15 protein-coding genes are annotated in these 18,614 nt (G+C 60.6%); 5 read left to right on the plus strand and 10 right to left on the minus strand.

Going from position 1 to position 18,614, the window contains the following annotated elements:
- Position 1 precedes the first annotated feature (1 nt).
- The 8 genes from hflK to LPW13_RS14665 all read right to left on the minus strand — a co-directional run bounded on the left by hflK (position 2) and on the right by LPW13_RS14665 (position 10,306).
- The gene (hflK, locus tag LPW13_RS14630) at positions 2–1,150 is read right to left on the minus strand and encodes an FtsH protease activity modulator HflK (protein ID WP_230436500.1); all 1,149 of its coding nucleotides are present in this window, start codon (positions 1,148–1,150) and stop codon (positions 2–4) included.
- 114 nt (positions 1,151–1,264) lie between these two features.
- Positions 1,265–2,608 (minus strand): ribosome rescue GTPase HflX, encoded by a 1,344-nt coding sequence (gene hflX / locus LPW13_RS14635; RefSeq protein ID WP_230436502.1) that lies wholly within the window; start codon positions 2,606–2,608, stop codon positions 1,265–1,267.
- A gap of 282 nt (positions 2,609–2,890) precedes the next feature.
- Positions 2,891–3,181, minus strand: coding sequence for an RNA chaperone Hfq (gene hfq, locus LPW13_RS14640; RefSeq protein ID WP_230439204.1), 291 nt, complete (start codon positions 3,179–3,181; stop codon positions 2,891–2,893).
- A 172-nt stretch (positions 3,182–3,353) separates the two neighbouring features.
- Positions 3,354–4,328, minus strand: a complete 975-nt coding sequence (gene miaA, locus LPW13_RS14645; RefSeq protein ID WP_230436504.1) for a tRNA (adenosine(37)-N6)-dimethylallyltransferase MiaA — start codon at positions 4,326–4,328, stop codon at positions 3,354–3,356.
- Between the two features lie 133 nt (positions 4,329–4,461).
- Positions 4,462–6,369, minus strand: a complete 1,908-nt coding sequence (mutL, locus tag LPW13_RS14650) for a DNA mismatch repair endonuclease MutL (RefSeq protein WP_230436506.1) — start codon at positions 6,367–6,369, stop codon at positions 4,462–4,464.
- A gap of 435 nt (positions 6,370–6,804) precedes the next feature.
- A complete protein-coding gene (locus tag LPW13_RS14655; protein ID WP_377563387.1) occupies positions 6,805–8,151 on the minus strand; it encodes an N-acetylmuramoyl-L-alanine amidase in 1,347 nt (448 codons plus the stop codon).
- A 73-nt stretch (positions 8,152–8,224) separates the two neighbouring features.
- The gene (gene tsaE / locus LPW13_RS14660) at positions 8,225–8,785 is read right to left on the minus strand and encodes a tRNA (adenosine(37)-N6)-threonylcarbamoyltransferase complex ATPase subunit type 1 TsaE (RefSeq protein ID WP_230436508.1); all 561 of its coding nucleotides are present in this window, start codon (positions 8,783–8,785) and stop codon (positions 8,225–8,227) included.
- Positions 8,786–8,797: 12 nt separating this feature from the next.
- Positions 8,798–10,306, minus strand: coding sequence for an NAD(P)H-hydrate dehydratase (locus LPW13_RS14665; RefSeq protein WP_230436510.1), 1,509 nt, complete (start codon positions 10,304–10,306; stop codon positions 8,798–8,800).
- Positions 10,307–10,444: 138 nt separating this feature from the next.
- Between LPW13_RS14665 and queG the strand changes: the two genes are divergently transcribed.
- Positions 10,445–11,569, plus strand: coding sequence for a tRNA epoxyqueuosine(34) reductase QueG (gene queG, locus LPW13_RS14670; protein ID WP_230436511.1), 1,125 nt, complete (start codon positions 10,445–10,447; stop codon positions 11,567–11,569).
- A 423-nt stretch (positions 11,570–11,992) separates the two neighbouring features.
- Here queG and orn read toward each other — a convergent pair whose 3' ends face one another.
- Positions 11,993–12,535, minus strand: a complete 543-nt coding sequence (gene orn, locus LPW13_RS14675; protein ID WP_268932654.1) for an oligoribonuclease — start codon at positions 12,533–12,535, stop codon at positions 11,993–11,995.
- A 148-nt stretch (positions 12,536–12,683) separates the two neighbouring features.
- Between orn and rsgA the strand changes: the two genes are divergently transcribed.
- From rsgA to LPW13_RS14695, 4 genes are all read left to right on the plus strand, one after another.
- Positions 12,684–13,739 carry a small ribosomal subunit biogenesis GTPase RsgA gene (rsgA, locus tag LPW13_RS14680; protein ID WP_230436513.1) on the plus strand — a complete coding sequence of 352 codons (1,056 nt, stop codon included), beginning with the start codon at positions 12,684–12,686 and terminating at the stop codon, positions 13,737–13,739.
- Positions 13,740–13,756: 17 nt separating this feature from the next.
- On the plus strand, positions 13,757–14,569 hold the full coding sequence (locus tag LPW13_RS14685) for a sulfurtransferase (RefSeq protein ID WP_230436515.1): 813 nt from the start codon (positions 13,757–13,759) through the stop codon (positions 14,567–14,569).
- A gap of 273 nt (positions 14,570–14,842) precedes the next feature.
- The gene (gene asd, locus LPW13_RS14690; protein WP_230436517.1) at positions 14,843–15,694 is read left to right on the plus strand and encodes an archaetidylserine decarboxylase; all 852 of its coding nucleotides are present in this window, start codon (positions 14,843–14,845) and stop codon (positions 15,692–15,694) included.
- 213 nt (positions 15,695–15,907) lie between these two features.
- A complete protein-coding gene (locus tag LPW13_RS14695; RefSeq protein WP_230436519.1) occupies positions 15,908–17,134 on the plus strand; it encodes an MFS transporter in 1,227 nt (408 codons plus the stop codon).
- Between the two features lie 18 nt (positions 17,135–17,152).
- Here LPW13_RS14695 and LPW13_RS14700 read toward each other — a convergent pair whose 3' ends face one another.
- Positions 17,153–18,532: an HD-GYP domain-containing protein gene (locus tag LPW13_RS14700; protein WP_230436520.1), complete on the minus strand. Its 1,380-nt coding sequence runs from the start codon at positions 18,530–18,532 to the stop codon at positions 17,153–17,155.
- Positions 18,533–18,614 lie beyond the last annotated feature (82 nt).

An 18,614-nucleotide genomic window follows, 5' to 3' on the forward strand; every position in this document is an offset into this window, starting at 1 on the left:
CCTATCGCACGTTACTGTTGCGGCGGCTTTTGGCCGCTTCGGTGCGCAACTGGTTCATGACTCGCTGAGTGACCTCATCAATTACCTGCGGCGATACCTGCTGGCGCTGGCTGGCAGAGGAAGCAGCGCCCTCCGCCAGTTTGTCGAGAGGCAGATACATCATGTTGTTACCGCCTTCGACATCTACCATCACCTTGGAGGTATTGGTCATCACTTCCTGAACCGCGTCCAGATACATGCGCTCCCGGGTCACATCCGGCGCGCGCTGGTACTCCGCCAGTAGCTGGGTGAAACGGGAAGCCTCACCGCGGGCGCTTTCCACCACGCGGGATTTATACGCTTCCGCCTCTTCGATCATGCGCTGAGCCTGACCGCGGGCGACGGGGATGACCTGGTTGGCGTAGGCCTGGGCTTCATTCTGCAGACGAACCTCGTCTTCCCGGGCACGCACCACGTCATCGAACGCATCCTGCACTTCACGCGGCGCCTTGGCATCGGTAAGGTTGACCACGTCGACACGGATACCGGTCTGGTACAGGTCCAGGTATTCCTGCAGGCGCACCTGGGTATCCGCGGAGACCTGACTACGGTTCTGGGAGATAACGCCGTTCAGTGTCTGTGAACCCACCACATGGCGCAGGGCACTGTCGGTGGCTTCCTGCAGGCTCTTCAGAGGGTCGCGTACGCGCAATACGAAGGATTCCGCATTGTCCACGTGCCACTGCACCTGCAATACCACATCCACGATACTGGCGTCTTCGGTCAACATCTGGCCGGTAGTGCGCTCGGTCCGCACCTCGGTCATGTTGACCTCGGTGACGTGATCGATCAGCGGCGGATTCCAGTGCAGGCCGGCGGTTTTGGTGTCATGGTATTTACCCAGCCGCAGGACCACTGCCGATTCGTTCGCCTCCACCTGGTAAAAGCCCCACAGGCCATAGACCAGCGCGAGCACAATCAGCACCAACGCCCACGGGAAGTTGGCACCGCCGCGCCCCTCGGGACTGGGGGATTTGTTGCCGAACAACCCGTTCAGTTTGCGCTGCATTTTGCGCAGCAACTCATCGAGATCCGGCGGGCCGTCATTGTTATTGCGGTTGCCGCCGCCCCAGGGATCCTTGTTATTACCACCCGGTTCGTTCCAGGCCATTTATTGACTCCGATATCTAATTATCTGCAAAAGCTTGTCGCGAAATTTTAGCATTGATTACCGGGAAAACGCCCGCCGACGGATGTTATCCGACGAATCGCCAGCAAAATTTGCTCAACTGGTGAAATCTTCTTCACTATCATCGAGTTCTGAATCATCTCCAGACTCTGCCTGCCAAAGGGGAGGATTGTCCACATCGGCAAAGGGCGCCATCAGGCGCTGTAAGTCTGTACGCGGCAACAGCAGGTTCAGTTCAATATCGCCGTTGTCGCGAAAAGTCTCGCTCTGCACCGCATTCACCGCAAACAACTGCGCGCGCAAGCGCGCATGCTGCGGCGGGATAATCAGCTGACCGCTGACCATCTGTTCGCCGAGCCGCTCTGCGATCGCCTCGGTAAGCAGTTCACACCCGGCGCCGGTGGCCGCCGACAGCCAAACGGCTTTGGGTACCCCGTCGGCATCGCGGTCGATGCGCGGCTGGGCATCTGCAAGCAGGTCCAATTTGTTATAGACCAGCAACTGAGGCAGCTCGCTGGCGCCAATTTCCTCCAGCACCAACTGCACTTCTTCCACCAGCTGCAGGCGGTTTTCTGCCGCCGCATCCACTACGTGCAGTAGCAAAGTTGCATTGGCCGCCTCTTCCAGCGTGGCGCGGAAGGCCTCTACCAGTCTGTGCGGCAGGTGGGACACGAACCCTACGGTATCCGCCAGAATCATGGCGCCGACATTGGGTAACTCAACACGCCGCATGGTCGGATCCAGCGTCGCGAAAAGTTGGTCCTGCACATAGACATCGGCACTGGACAGGCGGTTGAACAGGGTCGATTTGCCGGCGTTGGTGTAGCCCACCAGAGAAACCGTTGCCACTTCCGCCCGGGAACGAGCGCGGCGGCCCTGCTCGCGCTGACGACGCACCTTGTCCAGGCGTTTCTCGATTGAATCGATACGCGCACGCAACAGGCGGCGGTCGGTTTCCAGCTGGGTTTCGCCGGGGCCGCGCAGGCCGATACCACCTTTCTGACGCTCCAGGTGGGTCCAGCCCCGCACCAAGCGGGTCGACATATGGCGCAACTGCGCCAGCTCTACCTGCAGCTTGCCCTCGTGAGTCCGGGCGCGCTGGGCGAAGATATCCAGAATCAGACCAGTTCGGTCCAGCACCCGACAGTTGAGCTCGCGTTCGACGTTGCGCTCCTGGCTGGGCGAGAGGGTGTGATCAAAAATCACCAGTTCAGCGCCGTGCTTTTTCACGGTCTGCTGGATTTCCTCCAGTTTGCCGCGACCGACAAAGGTTTTGGGATCGGGAGTGGCGCGCTGGCCGAAGATGAATGCCACCGGGTCTGCCCCTGCGGACAGGGCCAATTCCTCAAACTCCCGCGGGTCATCGGGGCTGTCGATGGCGGAAAGCTCCAGGTGGACCAGCACCGCCAGCTCACCGGATTCCGGACGATCAAAAAACAAGGATTATTCTCTATGAACTCAATTCGGGCGGCACCGGCTCTGACAGCGATCAACGTAAGCTGCACCGTACCGGCACTTAAGAACAGACGCCCCGGACAAGCCGGGGCGACAACAACAGGTTAGCTCTGGCGACTGTAACCGATGCCGGGCACCGTGGATACGACTTTCCCCTCTCCCGACACATCAACCGGACAATACTGCCGGGCTGCGTACCGGGTTCCCCACGCTCACGTCAACGACCACTAAGGTCGATGCCAGGGCTGGAGGTAGCCGTTTTTTCAATCAACCAAAAGTTTCGCGATCACCACCTTCCTGTGGCCCAGCACCTTCGGCACCGCCGGGGCCTGCCGGGTTCATCAACGGTACACGTACCGGACGGGATGGGACCACGGTGGAAATCGCATGTTTATAAACCATCTGGCTAACGGTGTTCTTCAGCAACACCACAAACTGGTCGAAAGATTCGACCTGGCCCTGCAGCTTGATGCCATTGACCAGATAGATGGAAACCGGGATACGCTCTTTACGCAAAACATTCAGGTAAGGGTCTTGTAAGCTGTGCCCTTTTGACATCATTTTTCTCCTTGCCAAAAGATAAACCGCCAGATGACGCACAATCACTTCCGCAACGCGCGGATAAAAGTGGTGATGAGGCGTATAAAAAAGAGCCGAAAATAAAAGTTGGCTCGTGACTAAAAGTGACTGACTGGGACCAGATACACCGGCCCACTCACGTTATGGCTGCTCAACCGATAAATTTCAAGGCTTCCTTCAACATTTCGTCGATTTTGCGGGTTTCCCCGCCAGCGCCCTGAGAATGAATACGGTGTACATCGGGCCAGCGCCGAAGCCAGGTCAGCTGTCGCTTGGCGAGCTGTCGAGTGGCGGCAATCCCCGCCGCCACCATCTGCGGGTAGTCGGTTTCCCCCTCCAGGTACTGCCACACCTGACGGTATCCCACCGCGCGGATCGCCGGAAGATCCGGATGCAGATCGCCCCGCGCACGCAGCCCCCGCACCTCTTCTATAAAGCCGTTCTCCAGCATCCGCTCGAAACGCAGGGCAATGCGCTGGTGCAGAATGGCGCGATCCCGCGGCACAATCGCCAGCTGCTGGACGCGGTAGTGTTGCGCCAGGGAATCCTTCTGTTGCTCCGCCCTGAGCGCGGTCATGGTCTTGCCACTGAGGTGAAACACCTCAAGCGCGCGCTCGATCCGTACCGAGTGGTTCGGGTGCAACTCCGCCGCCAGTTCCGGGTCCACCTGCGCCAGTTCCGCGTGCAGTGCCGGCCAGCCTTCTTTTTCCGCTCGCGCCTCAATGCGGGCGCGGAAGTCGGGGTCGGCCGCTGGCATCTCTGCCATACCGTGCAATAGAGCGCGGAAATACAGCATGGTTCCCCCCACCAGCAGCGGAATTTTTCCGCGCCGGTGGATATCGGCAATAACCGCGAGGGCGTCGGACCGAAAGCGCCCGGCAGAATAGCTATCTGCCGGATCACAGATATCAATCAGATGATGCGGATAGCGGGCGAGCTCTTCCGCCGACGGCTTGGCGGAGCCGATATCCAGACCGCGATAGACCAGTGCGGAATCGACGCTGACCAGCTCCACCGGCAGGTGATCGCTGATGGCCATGGCGAGATCGGTCTTCCCGGACGCCGTGGGCCCCATCAGGAAAATCACCCGCGGCTTGTCTTCATCGTTTGCAGGGGAACTGCTCATATGAATACCTTTAGAAACCGTAGCGAGCAGGTGGCTGGTGGTGGCCGCCGGCGCGGAAGGAGCGGAGTGTACTTACAGTACATGAGCATTCTGACCGGGCTAGCGGACGCCGCCAAGCATCCGCGCAGTGGGTTTATTGGCCACGCAAAAACCATTTATCCATATCCACCAGCTTAACCTGCGTCCAGGTGGGACGGCCGTGGTTGCACTGTCCACTGCGCTCGGTGCGCTCCATATCCCGCAACAGAGCGTTCATTTCCGGGATGGTCAACTTGCGATTGGCGCGCACGGAGCCGTGACAGGCCATGGTGGACAGCACTTCGTTGATGCGGTTGCCGATGCGGTCGCTGCTGCCCTCGGTCAGCAGGTCCGCCAGTACATCGCGCACCAACTGCTCCACCGGCGCACCGTGCAGCATGCTCGGCACCTGGCGCACCATCAGGGTTTCCGGCCCCGCGCGCTGCAGCACAAAGCCGAGCGCGGTGAACACCTCCCCACTCTCTTCAAAACAATCCGCCTCGCGCTCGCTCACCGCCAGACTTACCGGCACCAGCAATGGCTGCGCCTGAATCCCGCCGGCCGCGTGGGCGGTTTTCATCTGCTCGTAGACAATCCGCTCGTGGGCCGCGTGCATGTCCACCACGATCATGCCCTGTTCATTTTGCGCCAGGATATAGATGCCGTGTAACTGGGCGATGGCGAAACCCAGGGGCGGAGACTCTCCGGCCTCTTCCGTGGGCAACCCCGGGTTCCAGGCGGGCTGTGCCGGATTGACCACCGGCGCCTCGGCGACGCCCCCCCCATAGGGTTGATGCAGGGTGCCGTAGCCCTGCATCTGTTGCTGGATCCGCGCCGGTGTGGCCCGGTCGCCGAACCCGCCAGAGGGGGCAAAGCCGCCGCCCATCTGTCCCGAAGTCTGCGCGGTCGCGGTTGTCGGCGCCTGGGACAGTGGCATCCGCTCCTGTCCGCCAAACTCTCCGGCAGCAACGCCGGACGCCTGCGGTTCTGGCACGTCATTCTCATCCCGCTGTCCGGGACGCACATCTGCCAGCGCCCGGTGCAGGGAGCCGAACAGGAAATCGTGTACCAGGCGGCTGTCGCGGAAGCGCACCTCGTGTTTGGTGGGGTGCACATTGACGTCCACGGAGGCCGGATCCAGTTCCAGATACAACACGAAGGCGGGGTGGCGGCCGTGGTACAACACGTCGGCAAAGGCACGACGCACGGCGTGGCTCACTACCCGGTCGCGGATCGCGCGGCCGTTGACGTAGAAAAACTGCAGGTCGGCCTGGGAGCGGGAAAACGCCGGCTCCGCCACCCACCCCCACAGGCGCAGGCCGTTGCGCTCCATTTCGATATGCAGCGCATTCTGCATAAAGGCGGGCCCGCACAGCTGCGCCACGCGGCGCTCCTTTTCCGCCCGGCTGGTACCGCCACGCAGGTTGTGTACGCCTTTGCCGTTGTGGCGCAGGCTGATGGAGACGTCGAAGCGCGACAGGGCGAGACGTTTGATGGTGTCGTCGACGCGATTGAATTCGGTTTTTTCGGTGCGCAAAAATTTGCGGCGCGCGGGGGTGTTGAAAAACAGGTCGCGCACTTCGACGGTGGTGCCGCGGGGATGGGCGGCGGGGGCGAGCTGGGTTTCCATTTCGCGGCCTTCGGCGGATACGACCCAGCCTTTGCCGGTTTCTTCGCGGCTGCTGGTGAGGGTAAGCCTGGCGACGGAGGAGATACTGGCCAGCGCTTCACCGCGAAAGCCGAGGGTACTGACGGCTTCCAGATCTTCGAGGGCGTGAATTTTGGAGGTGGCGTGGCGGGCCAGTGCCAGGTGCAGGTCGTCTTTCTCGATGCCCTTACCGTTATCCCGCACCATCATGCGCTTCACGCCGCCCGCATCCAGGTCCACTTCCAGTCGCGTGGCGCCGGCGTCGAGGCTGTTTTCCAGCAGCTCTTTGATCACCGATGCAGGGCGCTCCACCACCTCACCGGCGGCGATCTGGTTGGCGAGTCTTGGGGACAGTAGCGCGATGTTTTCTGACATGGGAAAAATTGGTGCTTTGGGAGTTAACCCCAGCCACTTTTCATCAGGGGTTCTAAGTTAGTCTGTGGCGCCAGAGCACCGGGTATAAGTTTTTGGAATCGCTGTGAACCCATCCCTGGGCGCTGCGGCGCAAACATCCTGTTTGCGACGCTTCCAAAAACTTATCCCCGGCACTCTGGCTTCAATTCGGGATTATTTACTTCGTCAGTCGATAGTCGAAACCACGATTCTTTGATGCGAAGGCAGGATGCTGGGGATGGGTTTTCAAAAGCGTCGGCGACAGGGGCCGAAGGCGCCGCGTTGAAGCGGCCGGGCCACGTCGCCGTCGCAGCTTACATGGATGTACTTGCAGCGGTTTTGAAAACCCATCCCCAGCAACCTGCCGCCTCAACAGTAAACTACAGAGCCCGTGGCCGCAGCACAGAACCACACAATTCAACCAGAAGGAATGGTCAAAGTCTGCCCCACGCGGATCATGGAAGTCTGCATCCCATTGGCCTGTTTAAGCTCCGACACGGAAATGTTGTAGCGGGCCGCAATGCCGGACAGGGTATCACCCCGGGCAATCGTATGCTTGCGATCAATCCGGTCGGCGTTCGCCGCCAGCCAGCTGCCCGCCGGTGGCCGCCCGGTGAAGTGCGCCACTATACCGTCGCTGAGTTTTTCCGCCATGCGCTTCTGGAACGAAGGGTCGCGCAAGCGGCGGGCCTCCTGCGGGTTGGTGATAAACCCGGTTTCCACCAGAATCGACGGCACGTCCGGATTGCGCAGTACCGAGAAGTTCGCCTGCTCCACCTTCTTCTTGTGCAGATGGGTAAAGCTGCCGATAGCGCTCAATACACTACTGCCGATATCCAGGCTCGCATTCATGGTGGCGGTCATGGACAGGTCCAGTAACACGCCGGCCAGGGTATCGTCCTTGTCGCTCAGGCTCAGGCTGCCGGCACCGCCAATCAGGTCGGATTCGTTTTCCCGCTGGGCGAGAAAGCGAGCGGTCTCACTGGTGGCGCCGCGGGAGGATACGGCGTAGACACCGGCACCGCGGGCATCCTTACGGGTGAACGCATCGGCGTGCAGGGAGACAAATAGGTCGGCACGCATTTCGCGGCCTTTTTTCACCCGCCCGCGCAGGGGAATATAGTAATCCCCGGTGCGCACCAGCTTGGCGGTGAAGCCCGGCTGGCGTTCGATGGATTTGTGCAGATAGCGGGCGATGGCCAGCACTACGTCTTTTTCCCGCAGCCCACCGGGACCCAGAGCGCCGGGGTCTTCACCGCCGTGACCGGCATCGATGGCAATAACGATGTCCCGCTCACTGCCCACGTGCTCGATGGTTTTCTCTTCCACCTTGTCGCGGTCGTGCAGGTCCACCACCAATCGGTCGGGCTTGTTCTCAACGCGACGCAAGGCAAAGCTACGGGGGTTCACCGCCTGCTTGAGATCCAGTACCACCCGCAGATCGCGTTTGTTTTTTACCGCGTGGCGCACACCGGCGATGGGAGTATCAGTCAGAGGCAGGTCGTCGGTGGAGCCGCTAAGCCGGGAATCACTGATATCTATGACCACGCGATGTGGATTATCCAGGGTAAACAGTTTGTGCTCGGCGGGCCCGTCGAGGTCGAACACCAGGCGGGTGTGGTCCGGCGCGCGCCACAGGCGGACACCTTCCACTTCCGCGGCCATCGCCGGCAGCGCAGTGGCTGCCAATAGCAACGCATTCACCACGGCCACCAATCCCGGAATCAATCTGCGCACTCCCTGCGGCTGTCCTGCTCGGATCATTATTATCGCCCTGTCGATCTGTCCAATCTCTACTACTACCAGCAACTCACGCCGGAAATCATGTCACGGTTTTTTACCAGCCATCCTGCTGATCGGCGGCCGCCCCCCGATCACTCCCGGGGCCCTGTCGAGACGGCTGCATGAGACCCAACACCCGATTGCCAGTATCGCTCATTGCACGGACTGTGAGCGCCCTGCCAGTACCATGCAGATTCAGCACTACTTTCAGGTCCGGTTCCGGCAGTACGCCGACGCCGCGCTCCGACCACTCCACCAGACTCATATTGCCGGGGCCAAAATAGTCCCGCACCCCCATGTACTCCAGCTCTTCCGGGTCGCCCAGACGGTACAGGTCGAAATGGTAGACCCGACTGTCGCTGAACTCGTACGGCTCCACCAGAGTATACGTCGGACTTTTCACTGCGCCGCGATGGCCGAACGCACGCAGTACGCCGCGACTGAACGTGGTCTTGCCCGCACCCAGCTGGCCGCCGAGAAAGATCACCAGACCGCGTTCGAGTCCACTGTCACTGCAGGCCCGTCCCAGCACTTCACCGGCAGCAACGGTGGCAGCCTCATCGGCCAGATACAGCTCCCAGGGCGCCTCCAGAGGCTCACGCAAAGAATCGGTCATATCGATACCACCTCAATCCACCAGCCTGCGGATGTGCGACAGCAAGTCGGTAGCCAGTAGTCCCCGCTGCCCGCCTTCCGCGGCGGCGCGATTGCCCGCCTCACCGTGCAGCCAGACTGCCAGGCGCGCCGCTGCCGGCAGCGTCATGCCCTGAGCAATCAGCGCGGCGATCACGCCGGTGAGCAGGTCGCCCATACCGCCGGAGGCCATGCCCGGGTTGCCGCTGTTGATCAGGTCCACCCCATCGGCATGGGCGATCAGGGTGCCGGCGCCTTTAAGTATCACCACGCCGCTGAATTTCTGCTGAATCGCGCGCGCGGCGGCCACCGGGTCGGTAACAACTTCCGCCTTGCTGGTATTCAGCAGTCGTGCCGCTTCGCCGATATGCGGTGTCAGTACCCAATCGTCCCGCTGCACACCGGCCAGTACGCGACCGCCGGCGAGAATGTTCAGTGCGTCCGCATCCAGTACTAACGCCGCTTCGGTGCGACCGGCGCGGGCCAGTAACTGTTCACTCCAGGGGGATTGCCCCAGGCCGGGACCGACGGCGATCACGCTGGGCAATTCCAACAATGGCTCCAGCTCCTGACCGGATACCACCGGCCGCGCCATCACTTCCGGGCAGCGGGTGAGCGCGGCGGCCACATGCTCCGGACGACTGGCCAGCGAGACCAGACCGGCGCCGGCGCGAGCGGCGGCCTCCGAGGCCATCAGCGCGGCGCCGCCATAACCGTGATCACCACCCACCACCATCACATGGCCAAACTGGTTTTTGTAACTGTCTGCGGCGCGCACCGGCAATTGCTCGAGGCTGCCGCCATCGAAACGGTGCAGGTGGGCCGGCACCTTGTGGTAGACCGTATCGCTGGCGGAAAGGTCATCGAAAATCACCTCGCCAGTGAGCGCCGGGCCGCGCCCCAGGTACAGCCCGGTCTTGCGACCGATAAAAGTCACCGTCAGATCTGCCTGCACCGCTTCCCCGGCGGCGCCGCTGTCCGCATTCAGTCCGGAGGGAATATCCACCGCCAGCACCGGTGCCGCGGATGCGTTGATATGGGCCACCGCGGTATCTACCGGCGCGCGCAGCTCGCCGCTGAAACCGGTACCGAGCAGTGCGTCCACCAGTACGGCGTTACCGTCCGCAGTGGAGAGTTCAGCGAGATCCGACACCATGGTCGCGCCCTCGCGCTCGGCAAAGCGATAGGCCTCGAGGGCATCCCCCGTCAGTTTCTCCGGCGACACCGCGGTATACACCACCACCGGCAGTTTGCGCTGGGCGGCGAGCCCGGCGATCACGTAGCCGTCGCCGCCGTTGTTGCCCCCACCGCAGAACACCTGGATCCGGTTTACTTCCGGCCAGTGCGCCCGCAGGCGATCAAACGCGGCGCGACCGGCGCGCTTCATCAAAGTCAGCCCGGGAATCTGCTGCTGACTGATCAGCAGTCGGTCCAGTTCCTGTACAGCGGCGGCGGTGTAGAGTTTCTGCGGCGCGGTTGCGCCGGTGTGAGTCTGGCTATCCATAAAGTCCTAACGGTTTCCAACGGAGCGACCTGCGACTGTGGTCACTTTTTAAACTGTGGCAAAATAGCGCCAATTATAGCGTTTTCAGCCGCCAATTCGGCCCCCTATTCGTTCCCGACCAGTGAGTATCTTTCGTCCATGCCCTCCGAACCCTCCCCGACTATCGATCCCGCCCTGCTCACCGAGCTGGCCGCACAGATCCGCGTGTGGGGACGGGAGCTGGGTTTCCAACAGGTGGGGATTACCGACTGCCATCTGGAACAGCACGGCGAGCGCCTGCAGCAGTGGCTGGATGCGGGCTATAACGGCGATATGGAGTGGATGGGTGCTCACGGGGAAAAGCGCTGGCGACCGGAGCTGTTGGAAGAAGGTACCCTGCGGGTAATCAGCGTCCGCCTGGACTATCTTCCGCCGGACACCGAGCCGGTCAAAATCCTCAAAAGCCCGGACAAGGCCTACGTCTCCCGCTACGCCAACGGCCGCGATTACCACAAGCTGATCCGCAAACGGCTGGCGCAACTGGCACAGCAGGTCGACCGTTTCTGCGCCGAGCGCGACATCGCATCCAGCGGCCGCGCGTTTACTGACAGTGCACCGGTGATGGAGCGGGCACTGGCGGAAAAGGCGGGGCTGGGCTGGATCGGCAAGAACTGCATGGTCATCAACAGCCAGGCCGGCAGCTGGTTTTTCCTCGGTGAGATCTACACCAACCTGCCACTGCCTGTGGATAAAAGTACCGAGACCAATCAATGTGGCGAGTGCACCGCCTGCCTGAAGGTGTGCCCCACAGATGCGTTTGTGGGGGCCCACACCTTGGATGCCCGCCGCTGTATTTCCTATCTCACCATTGAGAACAAGGGTCCGATCCCGCTGGAGTTCCGCGAGCCCATAGGCAACCGGGTGTTCGGTTGCGACGATTGCCAGATCATCTGCCCCTGGAACAAGTTTGCCAAGCCCACAGCGGAGCAGGACTTTCACCCGCGGCATGGGCTGGACAGTGGCGAGCTGGTGGATCTGTTTCAGTGGACGGAGAAGGAGTTTCTGAAAAAGACCGAGGGTTCGGCGATACGCCGGATCGGGTTTGAGCGCTGGCAACGGAATCTGGCGGTTGCGCTGGGGAATGCCGACGCGACGCCTGAGGTCATTGCCGTTCTGGAGGGTGCCCTGGAGACGGCCACGCCGCTGGTGGCGGAGCATATTGAGTGGGCGCTGGAGCGGTTGCGCAGTGGGCGGCGGCGGAAGCGGAAGATCAAACGGGCTTGATCTCGTTCTGATGGCGCAGAGGTAGTTGGCTCTGTTGCTGATCCTGTGGCGGCGGAGCGCCGGGTATCTGTTTTCAAAACCGCTGTGAATACATCCCTGTACGCTGCGGCGGCGACGTCCCTGTCGCCGACGCTTTTGAAAACAGATCCCCGTCACTCCACCTTCAATTTTTACTTTCCTGCTTCGTAAGCCATATTCACCATGGATCAAATGAATTCTGCATTCAGGACGCTCTTACGAAGATATTCAGTTGAAAGCTAAGGCCGGGTGGCGGGGGCGGGTTTTCAGGAGCGTCGCAAACAGGATGTTTGCGCCGCAGCTTACATGGATGTATTCACAGCGGTCCTGAAAACCCGCCCCCGGTAGCCGGCCGCCACCGAACTGAGTAAAGAGCACCCATACCACCGCGCCCGAAGGCACCTCTCAGCCCATCCGGAAAAAGTGCTCCCGATAGTGCTTCAGCTCATTGATGGAATCGTGAATATCATCCAGCGCCAGATGCGATGAAGTCTTTTTCACCCCTTCCAGCACATCCGGCCGCCAGCGGCGCGCCAGTTCCTTGACGGAGCTTACGTCCAGATTGCGATAGTGGAAATACTGCTCCAGCAACGGCATGTACTTCACCAGAAAACGACGATCCTGACCGATGGAATTGCCACACATCGGCGACGCCCCCTCCGGCACCCACTGCTGCAGGAACTCGATCGTCTCCCGCTCCGCCTGGTGCTCGGAGATCTGCGACTCCCTCACCCGCGCCACCAGACCGGAACCACCGTGCTGCTCCGTATTCCAGTCATCCATCGCATTCAGCAGCGTATCGCTCTGGTGGATCGCCATCACCGGCCCCTCCGCCAGCACATTCAGGCGCGCATCCGTCACCACCGTCGCAATCTCGATGATGCGCTCTTTCTCGGGATCGAGGCCGGTCATTTCCAGATCGATCCAGATCAGATTATTCTGATCCACAATAGTCTCCTGTCTGTCCGCCCACTCCAGCGGAAGTCAGCGGGTAAAGGCCGGGCAAAATACGGCAAATGAAGCAAGGTACCGCAATCCCCTATTGATGCAAGTTATAATCCGCCACTTTCCATAAACCGAGCGATCTACTGGATCTATGAGCAAACGCAAACTCAACCGCCGCCAGCAATGGCGCATCGCCAAGATCCAGCAGGAGCGGGAAGCCCGCGCGCGCAAGAAAGAACAGACCCTGAGCCAGGCCGAGGAAGAAGGCGACCTCGGCGCGGAACAGACCGGGCTGGTAATCGCCAACTACGGCACCCAGGTGCTCGTGGAGAGCGAGGCCCAGAACCAGGCCCAGAATCAGGACGGAAGCGAGCTGCGACAGCGCTGCCATGTGCGCTCCAATATCGACACCCTGGTCACCGGCGACAGGGTAGCCTGGCGCCCCGCCACCGGCGAATCTACCGGCGGCCTCGGCGTGGTGGGTGCGCGGCTGCAGAGACACTCCGAACTGCAGCGCCCGGACCGCTACGGCGATATGAAAACCGTGGCCGCGAATATCGACCGCATCCTGATCGTCATCGCCCCCTACCCCGAACCCTTCGCCAACGCCATCGACCGCTATCTGGTGGCCGCGGAGACCACTGGTATCCAGCCGCTGTTACTGCTGAACAAAATCGACCTGATCGACGACACTAATCGCGCACATCTCGAAGAACTGCTGCGCCCCTACCCCGATCTAGGCTACCCGGTACTGCAGTTATCCACCAAAACCGGCGAAGGACTGGAACAGCTGCTCGACACCCTGGCCCAGGGCACCAGCGTATTTGTCGGCCAGTCCGGGGTGGGTAAATCCTCCCTGATCAACGGCCTGCTGCCCGGCACCGACGCCCGCATCGGCGAGCTGTCCGAAGCCACCGGCAAAGGTACCCACACCACCACCGCCGCGGAACTGTTTCATCTGCCCAGTGGCGGCGATCTGATAGACTCCCCGGGCATCCGCGAGTTCGGCCTCTGGCACATGAGCGAACAGGAGCTGATCGAAGGCTTCGCCGAATTTCGCCCATTTATCGGCCACTGCCGCTTCCGCGACTGTCGCCACCAGAGCGAACCCGGTTGCGCGATTCAGGAAGCACTGGAACGCGGCGACATCAGCCAACGACGTATGGACAGCTACCTGCACGTACGCAACAGCCTGGAAAATGAATAGGTCCAAATCAAAAGGAAATGGAAGTGAGTGATATCCCCCTGATTCTGGAACCGGAACAACTGGCACCACTGCTGGAACACGAAGAGGTCCGCGTCGTCGACCTCAGCAGCCCGCAGAACTACCTCGCCGGCCACATCCCCGGCGCCCTCGGCCTGCCGTTCCAGGCCCTGCTCGCGGGCACCCCGCCGGCGCCGGGCAAACTGCCGTCGATCGAACGTCTGACCCAGATCTTCCGCGCCATCGGCCTCACCCCCGACACCCACATCGTCGCCTGCGACGACGAAGGCGGCGGCTGGGCCGGACGCCTGCTGTGGACCCTGGAAGTCATCGGCCACAAAAAATACAGCTACCTGAACGGCGGCATGCACGCCTGGAAAGGCGCCGGCCTGCCGCTGTCAACCGACGACGTCAGCGTCACCCCCAGCGACATCGAAATCACCATCGCAGCCGACGCGCCAATGATCGACGCGGATCAGATCCAGCAGCGGCTGGACAGCCACGATCTGCAAATCTGGGACGCCCGCTCCCCCGGCGAATACAGCGGCGAAAAAGCCCTGGCCATGAAAGGCGGCCACATCCCCGGCGCGATCAACTGCGACTGGACCCAATTGATGGATCCACAGCGCGACCTGCGCATCCGCACCGATGCCAGAGAGTTTCTCGCAAAACTGGGTATCGACGGCAACAAACAAATCGCCACCCACTGCCAGAGCCACCACCGCTCCGCGTTTACTTGGCTGGTTGGCAAATCCCTCGGATTTCCGATTGTGGCCTATCCGGGCTCCTGGAGTGAGTGGGGTAACCTGCCGGATACGCCGGTGGAAAACTAAGTTCGTGCCACTGATTACTGGATTCCCACGTTCGCGGGAATGACGAGGCATCGATACGACGATTCCAAACTGACTAGCGAAGTAAAATCTTCAAAGCGAAGGCTGGGCGGCGGGGATTTGTTTTCGAAAGCGTCGGCGACAGGGACGTCGCCGACGCAGCCTACATGGATGTATTCACAGCGGTTTCGAAAACAAATACCCGGTGCCCAGCCGCCACAAAACGTGAACAAAAGGGGCCCCGAATCCTAGCGCCCCACAGGACCCGATCCCCCAATGCACCCGAAACTGTTTATCTTCCTGCAATACATCACCCCCCAACACCTGCTCTCTCGCGTCGCGGGGTGGCTGGCAGAAACCCGTATTGGCGGCATCAAAAATCCATTCACCAAATGGTTTGTGGAAAAATACAAAGTCGACATGCGTGAAGCGCAGGAAGAAGATTACACCGCCTACACCTGCTTCAACGACTTCTTCACCCGCGCCTTAAAAGACGACGCCCGCCCCATCGTCGAAGGCGAAAACACCATCGCCGGCTGCGCCGACGGCGCCATCAGCCAACTGGGCGAAATCCACAACGGACGCATCTTCCAGGCCAAAGGCCAGGACTACAGCCTGCTCGAACTCGTCGGCGGCGATCCCGAAATCGCAGCGCAGTTTACCGGTGGCAAATTCGCCACCGTTTATCTATCACCCAAAGACTACCACCGCGTACACATGCCCTTAGATGGCGTACTGCAACGCATGATCTACGTCCCCGGCGACCTCTTCTCCGTCAACACCACCACCGCCGCCCACGTCCCGCGCCTGTTCGCCCGCAATGAACGCCTCGTGTGCATCTTCGACACCGCCGCCGGCCCTATGGCCATGATCCTCGTCGGTGCCATGATCGTCGCTGCCATCGAAACCGTGTGGGCCGGACAGGTCGCCCCCATCAAGCGCCAGATCCGCACCACCCGCTACGACGAACAGAAACCCATCGCCCTGAAAAAAGGCGAAGAAATGGGCCGTTTCAAACTCGGCTCTACCGTGGTGTTGCTGTTCGGTGCCGACAAGGTGAACTGGCTCGAAGAGCTTGCCGCAGAAACACCGGTGAAAATGGGTGAGCATTTTGGGGATCTGATTTAACCGCAATCGAATTACCCGGTAGTCCCACCGAAGCACATAGTCAAAATCTAAGGTACCGATACCGGGTACTTGTTTGCGAGACCTTCTGCGAGAGGGATCTCGCAGAAGAGCCCCCATGGATGGGTTCACGGCGTGTCTCGCAAACAAGTACCCGGTAGCGGCACCGCCACCCAAACGTCGATCCTGCGTCCCACCACACTATCAGCAGAAAACATGCCCGCAGTTCCCATATTTATCCGCAACAACCCCAAACTCGCCTTCTTCGCACTGGTGGCGGTCGCCGCCTCCGGTTTCGGGCAGACATTTTTTATCGCCATTTTCGGCGGCGCCCTGCGGGAGGAATTCCAGTTGAGTAACAGCGCCTACGGCGCCAGTTACAGTGCCGCCACCCTGCTGTCCGCATTTGTATTACTCGGTGCCGGCACCCTGGTGGATCGTTGGCCGTTAAAACGCGTGGCCATATTCGGCACCGTCTTGTTGAGTGCGGGCTGCCTGACACTGGCACTGACACAGAGCGCGTGGATGTTACTGCCCGGATTTTTTCTGCTGCGCTTTGCCGGCCAGGGCTTTATGACCCATATGGGCATGACCACCGCGGGGCGCTACTTTACCGCCGATCGCGGCAAGGTGATTGCGCTCGCCGCGCTGGGCTTCCCCATCGCCGAAGCACTGTTACCCACCAGCGGCTCGCTGTTGATTCCGATCAGTGGCTGGCGCAGCGTGTGGATTATTGCCGTGGTGATACTGCTGCTACTGGTGCTGCCCACGCTGCTGTGGCTCGCGGGTGATGCAGGAAGGGAAGTCAAAAGCGCAGCGACAGAATCAACAGATAACGACCGCGATTTCACCCGCGCACAAGTGCTCAGAGACCGTGGCTTTTACTGTCTGTTGCCCGCTGCACTGATGACCCCATTTGTGGTGACGGCAATTCTGTTTCACCAGGGCGCTATTGCCGAGGGGCGGGGCTGGTCGTTGTCGGTGCTCGCCGGTGCATTTGGCGGTTACGCCGCAGGCCATTGGCTGGCACTGCTGTTTGCCGGCAGCCTCGTGGATCGCTTTGGCGCTCAGCGCAGCCTGCCGCTGGCATTGATCCCCATGGTCGCAGCGCTGTTGCTATTGGCTTTTGTCGAGCAGACGTGGGTGCCCTATGCGTATCTGAGCCTGATCGGCATCGCCCAGGCGGGCACCGGTACCGCCGGCAGTGCCTTGTGGCCCGAGCGATACGGTAGTAGCCACCTCGGCGCTATTCGCGCGGTTTCTCAATCGGCCATGGTACTTTCCACCGCAGCATCCCCGCTGCTGGCAGGATTTCTGCTGGATCGAGGCTGGTCGGTTACCGATCTGTCGCTGTTGCTGGTTTTGACCGTATCGGTCTCCAGTCTGCTCACCCTGTCAGCAGGGCGTACAAGTTATCAGCGCACCGAAGTGGTAATGAAATAATAAGGAGACGCCCTTGATTCAGGGCTGGGATTGGGGAATAAAGCGGGCAAGAAATGCCGGTATGCGCCGCTGAAACAGGTACTGGTCCCGCACCGCAGCGACATCAATACCGGGATACCGACCGGGATCCAGATCTTTGGCGATGGTGATAAAACCGGCATCGTGCAGGGACTTTTTCCCTTTATCTACCAGCTTCTGTTTACGCGCATCGTCTGCGGCCATATCGAATACGCGGGGCTTTGCGAGCAACTTTTTATCCGCATCCGTAACCAGCATCACTTTTGGTTTCAAACGCTTCTGATAGGTCTGCTCCAGCACCACGGCCACCTCTCCGGTGGAAAGCTCCACCTGCGTCCCGGTAGGGTAAAGCCCGATAGACTGGATAAACTCCACCACCAGCTGCCCCTGAAAAGCGGAGTCCCGCAATCCATACAGCTCGGCAACGGCCTTCGACGGCGACAGTGGAAATTCGGCACCGCGAGGATTGGTGGCCTCATCATAGAAAGTCACAATCCCACACAAGCGTGCCAACACGGGAATCTGCCCGCCGCGTAATCCGCGTGGGTAACCACTGCCGTCGTGCTGTTCTTTGTGGCACTGGACGATGGTCAGCACCTGCTGATCAATATTCGAATCCGACGACAATACCTTTACGCTGTAATCCACAAACCGCCGGTATTCCAGTTCTTCACGGGGCTCGCGTTTACTGGCTTTCAGTAGCTCGTCCGTCAGATACAGTTTTCCCACATCCTTCAGCAGGGTAGCCATACCAAGCTGCATCAGCTGCGTTCGTTGCAGTCCAATATGCCGCCCGAAGACGACCGCCCAGATCGCAGCACGGATCGAATGACTGTAGGTATGCTCGTCTTTCTCCCGCACCCGCGCGAGCCAGGAAAATGCATCCGGGCTGCGCAGGATACTGTCAACCATGCTGGTCACAACCTGGCCGACCGCGGCGGTTGGCAGTGGACGATCACTGCGCACCTGCACCATCACCTCGTGCATGCCGCGAATAATACGCTCGTGGAGGTGACGCGCTTTCGCCGCTTCACCGCGGGCAGGAGCCGGAGCCGCGTAGGTGGCGTGACGGATCTGTACCGGCTTGCAGTCAATCACCACCGGTACACGCCGACTGCTGCGTCCGACTGGCGCCGCTGCGGCCTGCTCGCTGGCCGCGCGGGTCAGTTTGCGCAGTTTGACCCCCACATCCCCGACCGTCTTGATCACGTCCACATAGACATAGCGGCAGTATTTCTGCAGCTGGCGGATCTCTTCCATGTCGCGGATATAGAAGCCCTGCAAAGCGAAGGGAGTACGCGTCCACGGGCGGTCCAGGCGGGACACAAACATGCCCCGCTGCAGGTCTTCAACGAATACCTTCGCTTGTTGGATTGCCACTTGATAGCTGCCGCGTATTTTTGTTCTGTATATACAATAGCTTCGGCCGGGTAACGGCAGGGCCGAGACACAAAAGCCCGGC

Origin of the sequence: Microbulbifer celer, assembly GCF_020991125.1 — a bacterium.
In the GTDB taxonomy this organism is placed as follows: domain Bacteria; phylum Pseudomonadota; class Gammaproteobacteria; order Pseudomonadales; family Cellvibrionaceae; genus Microbulbifer; species Microbulbifer celer.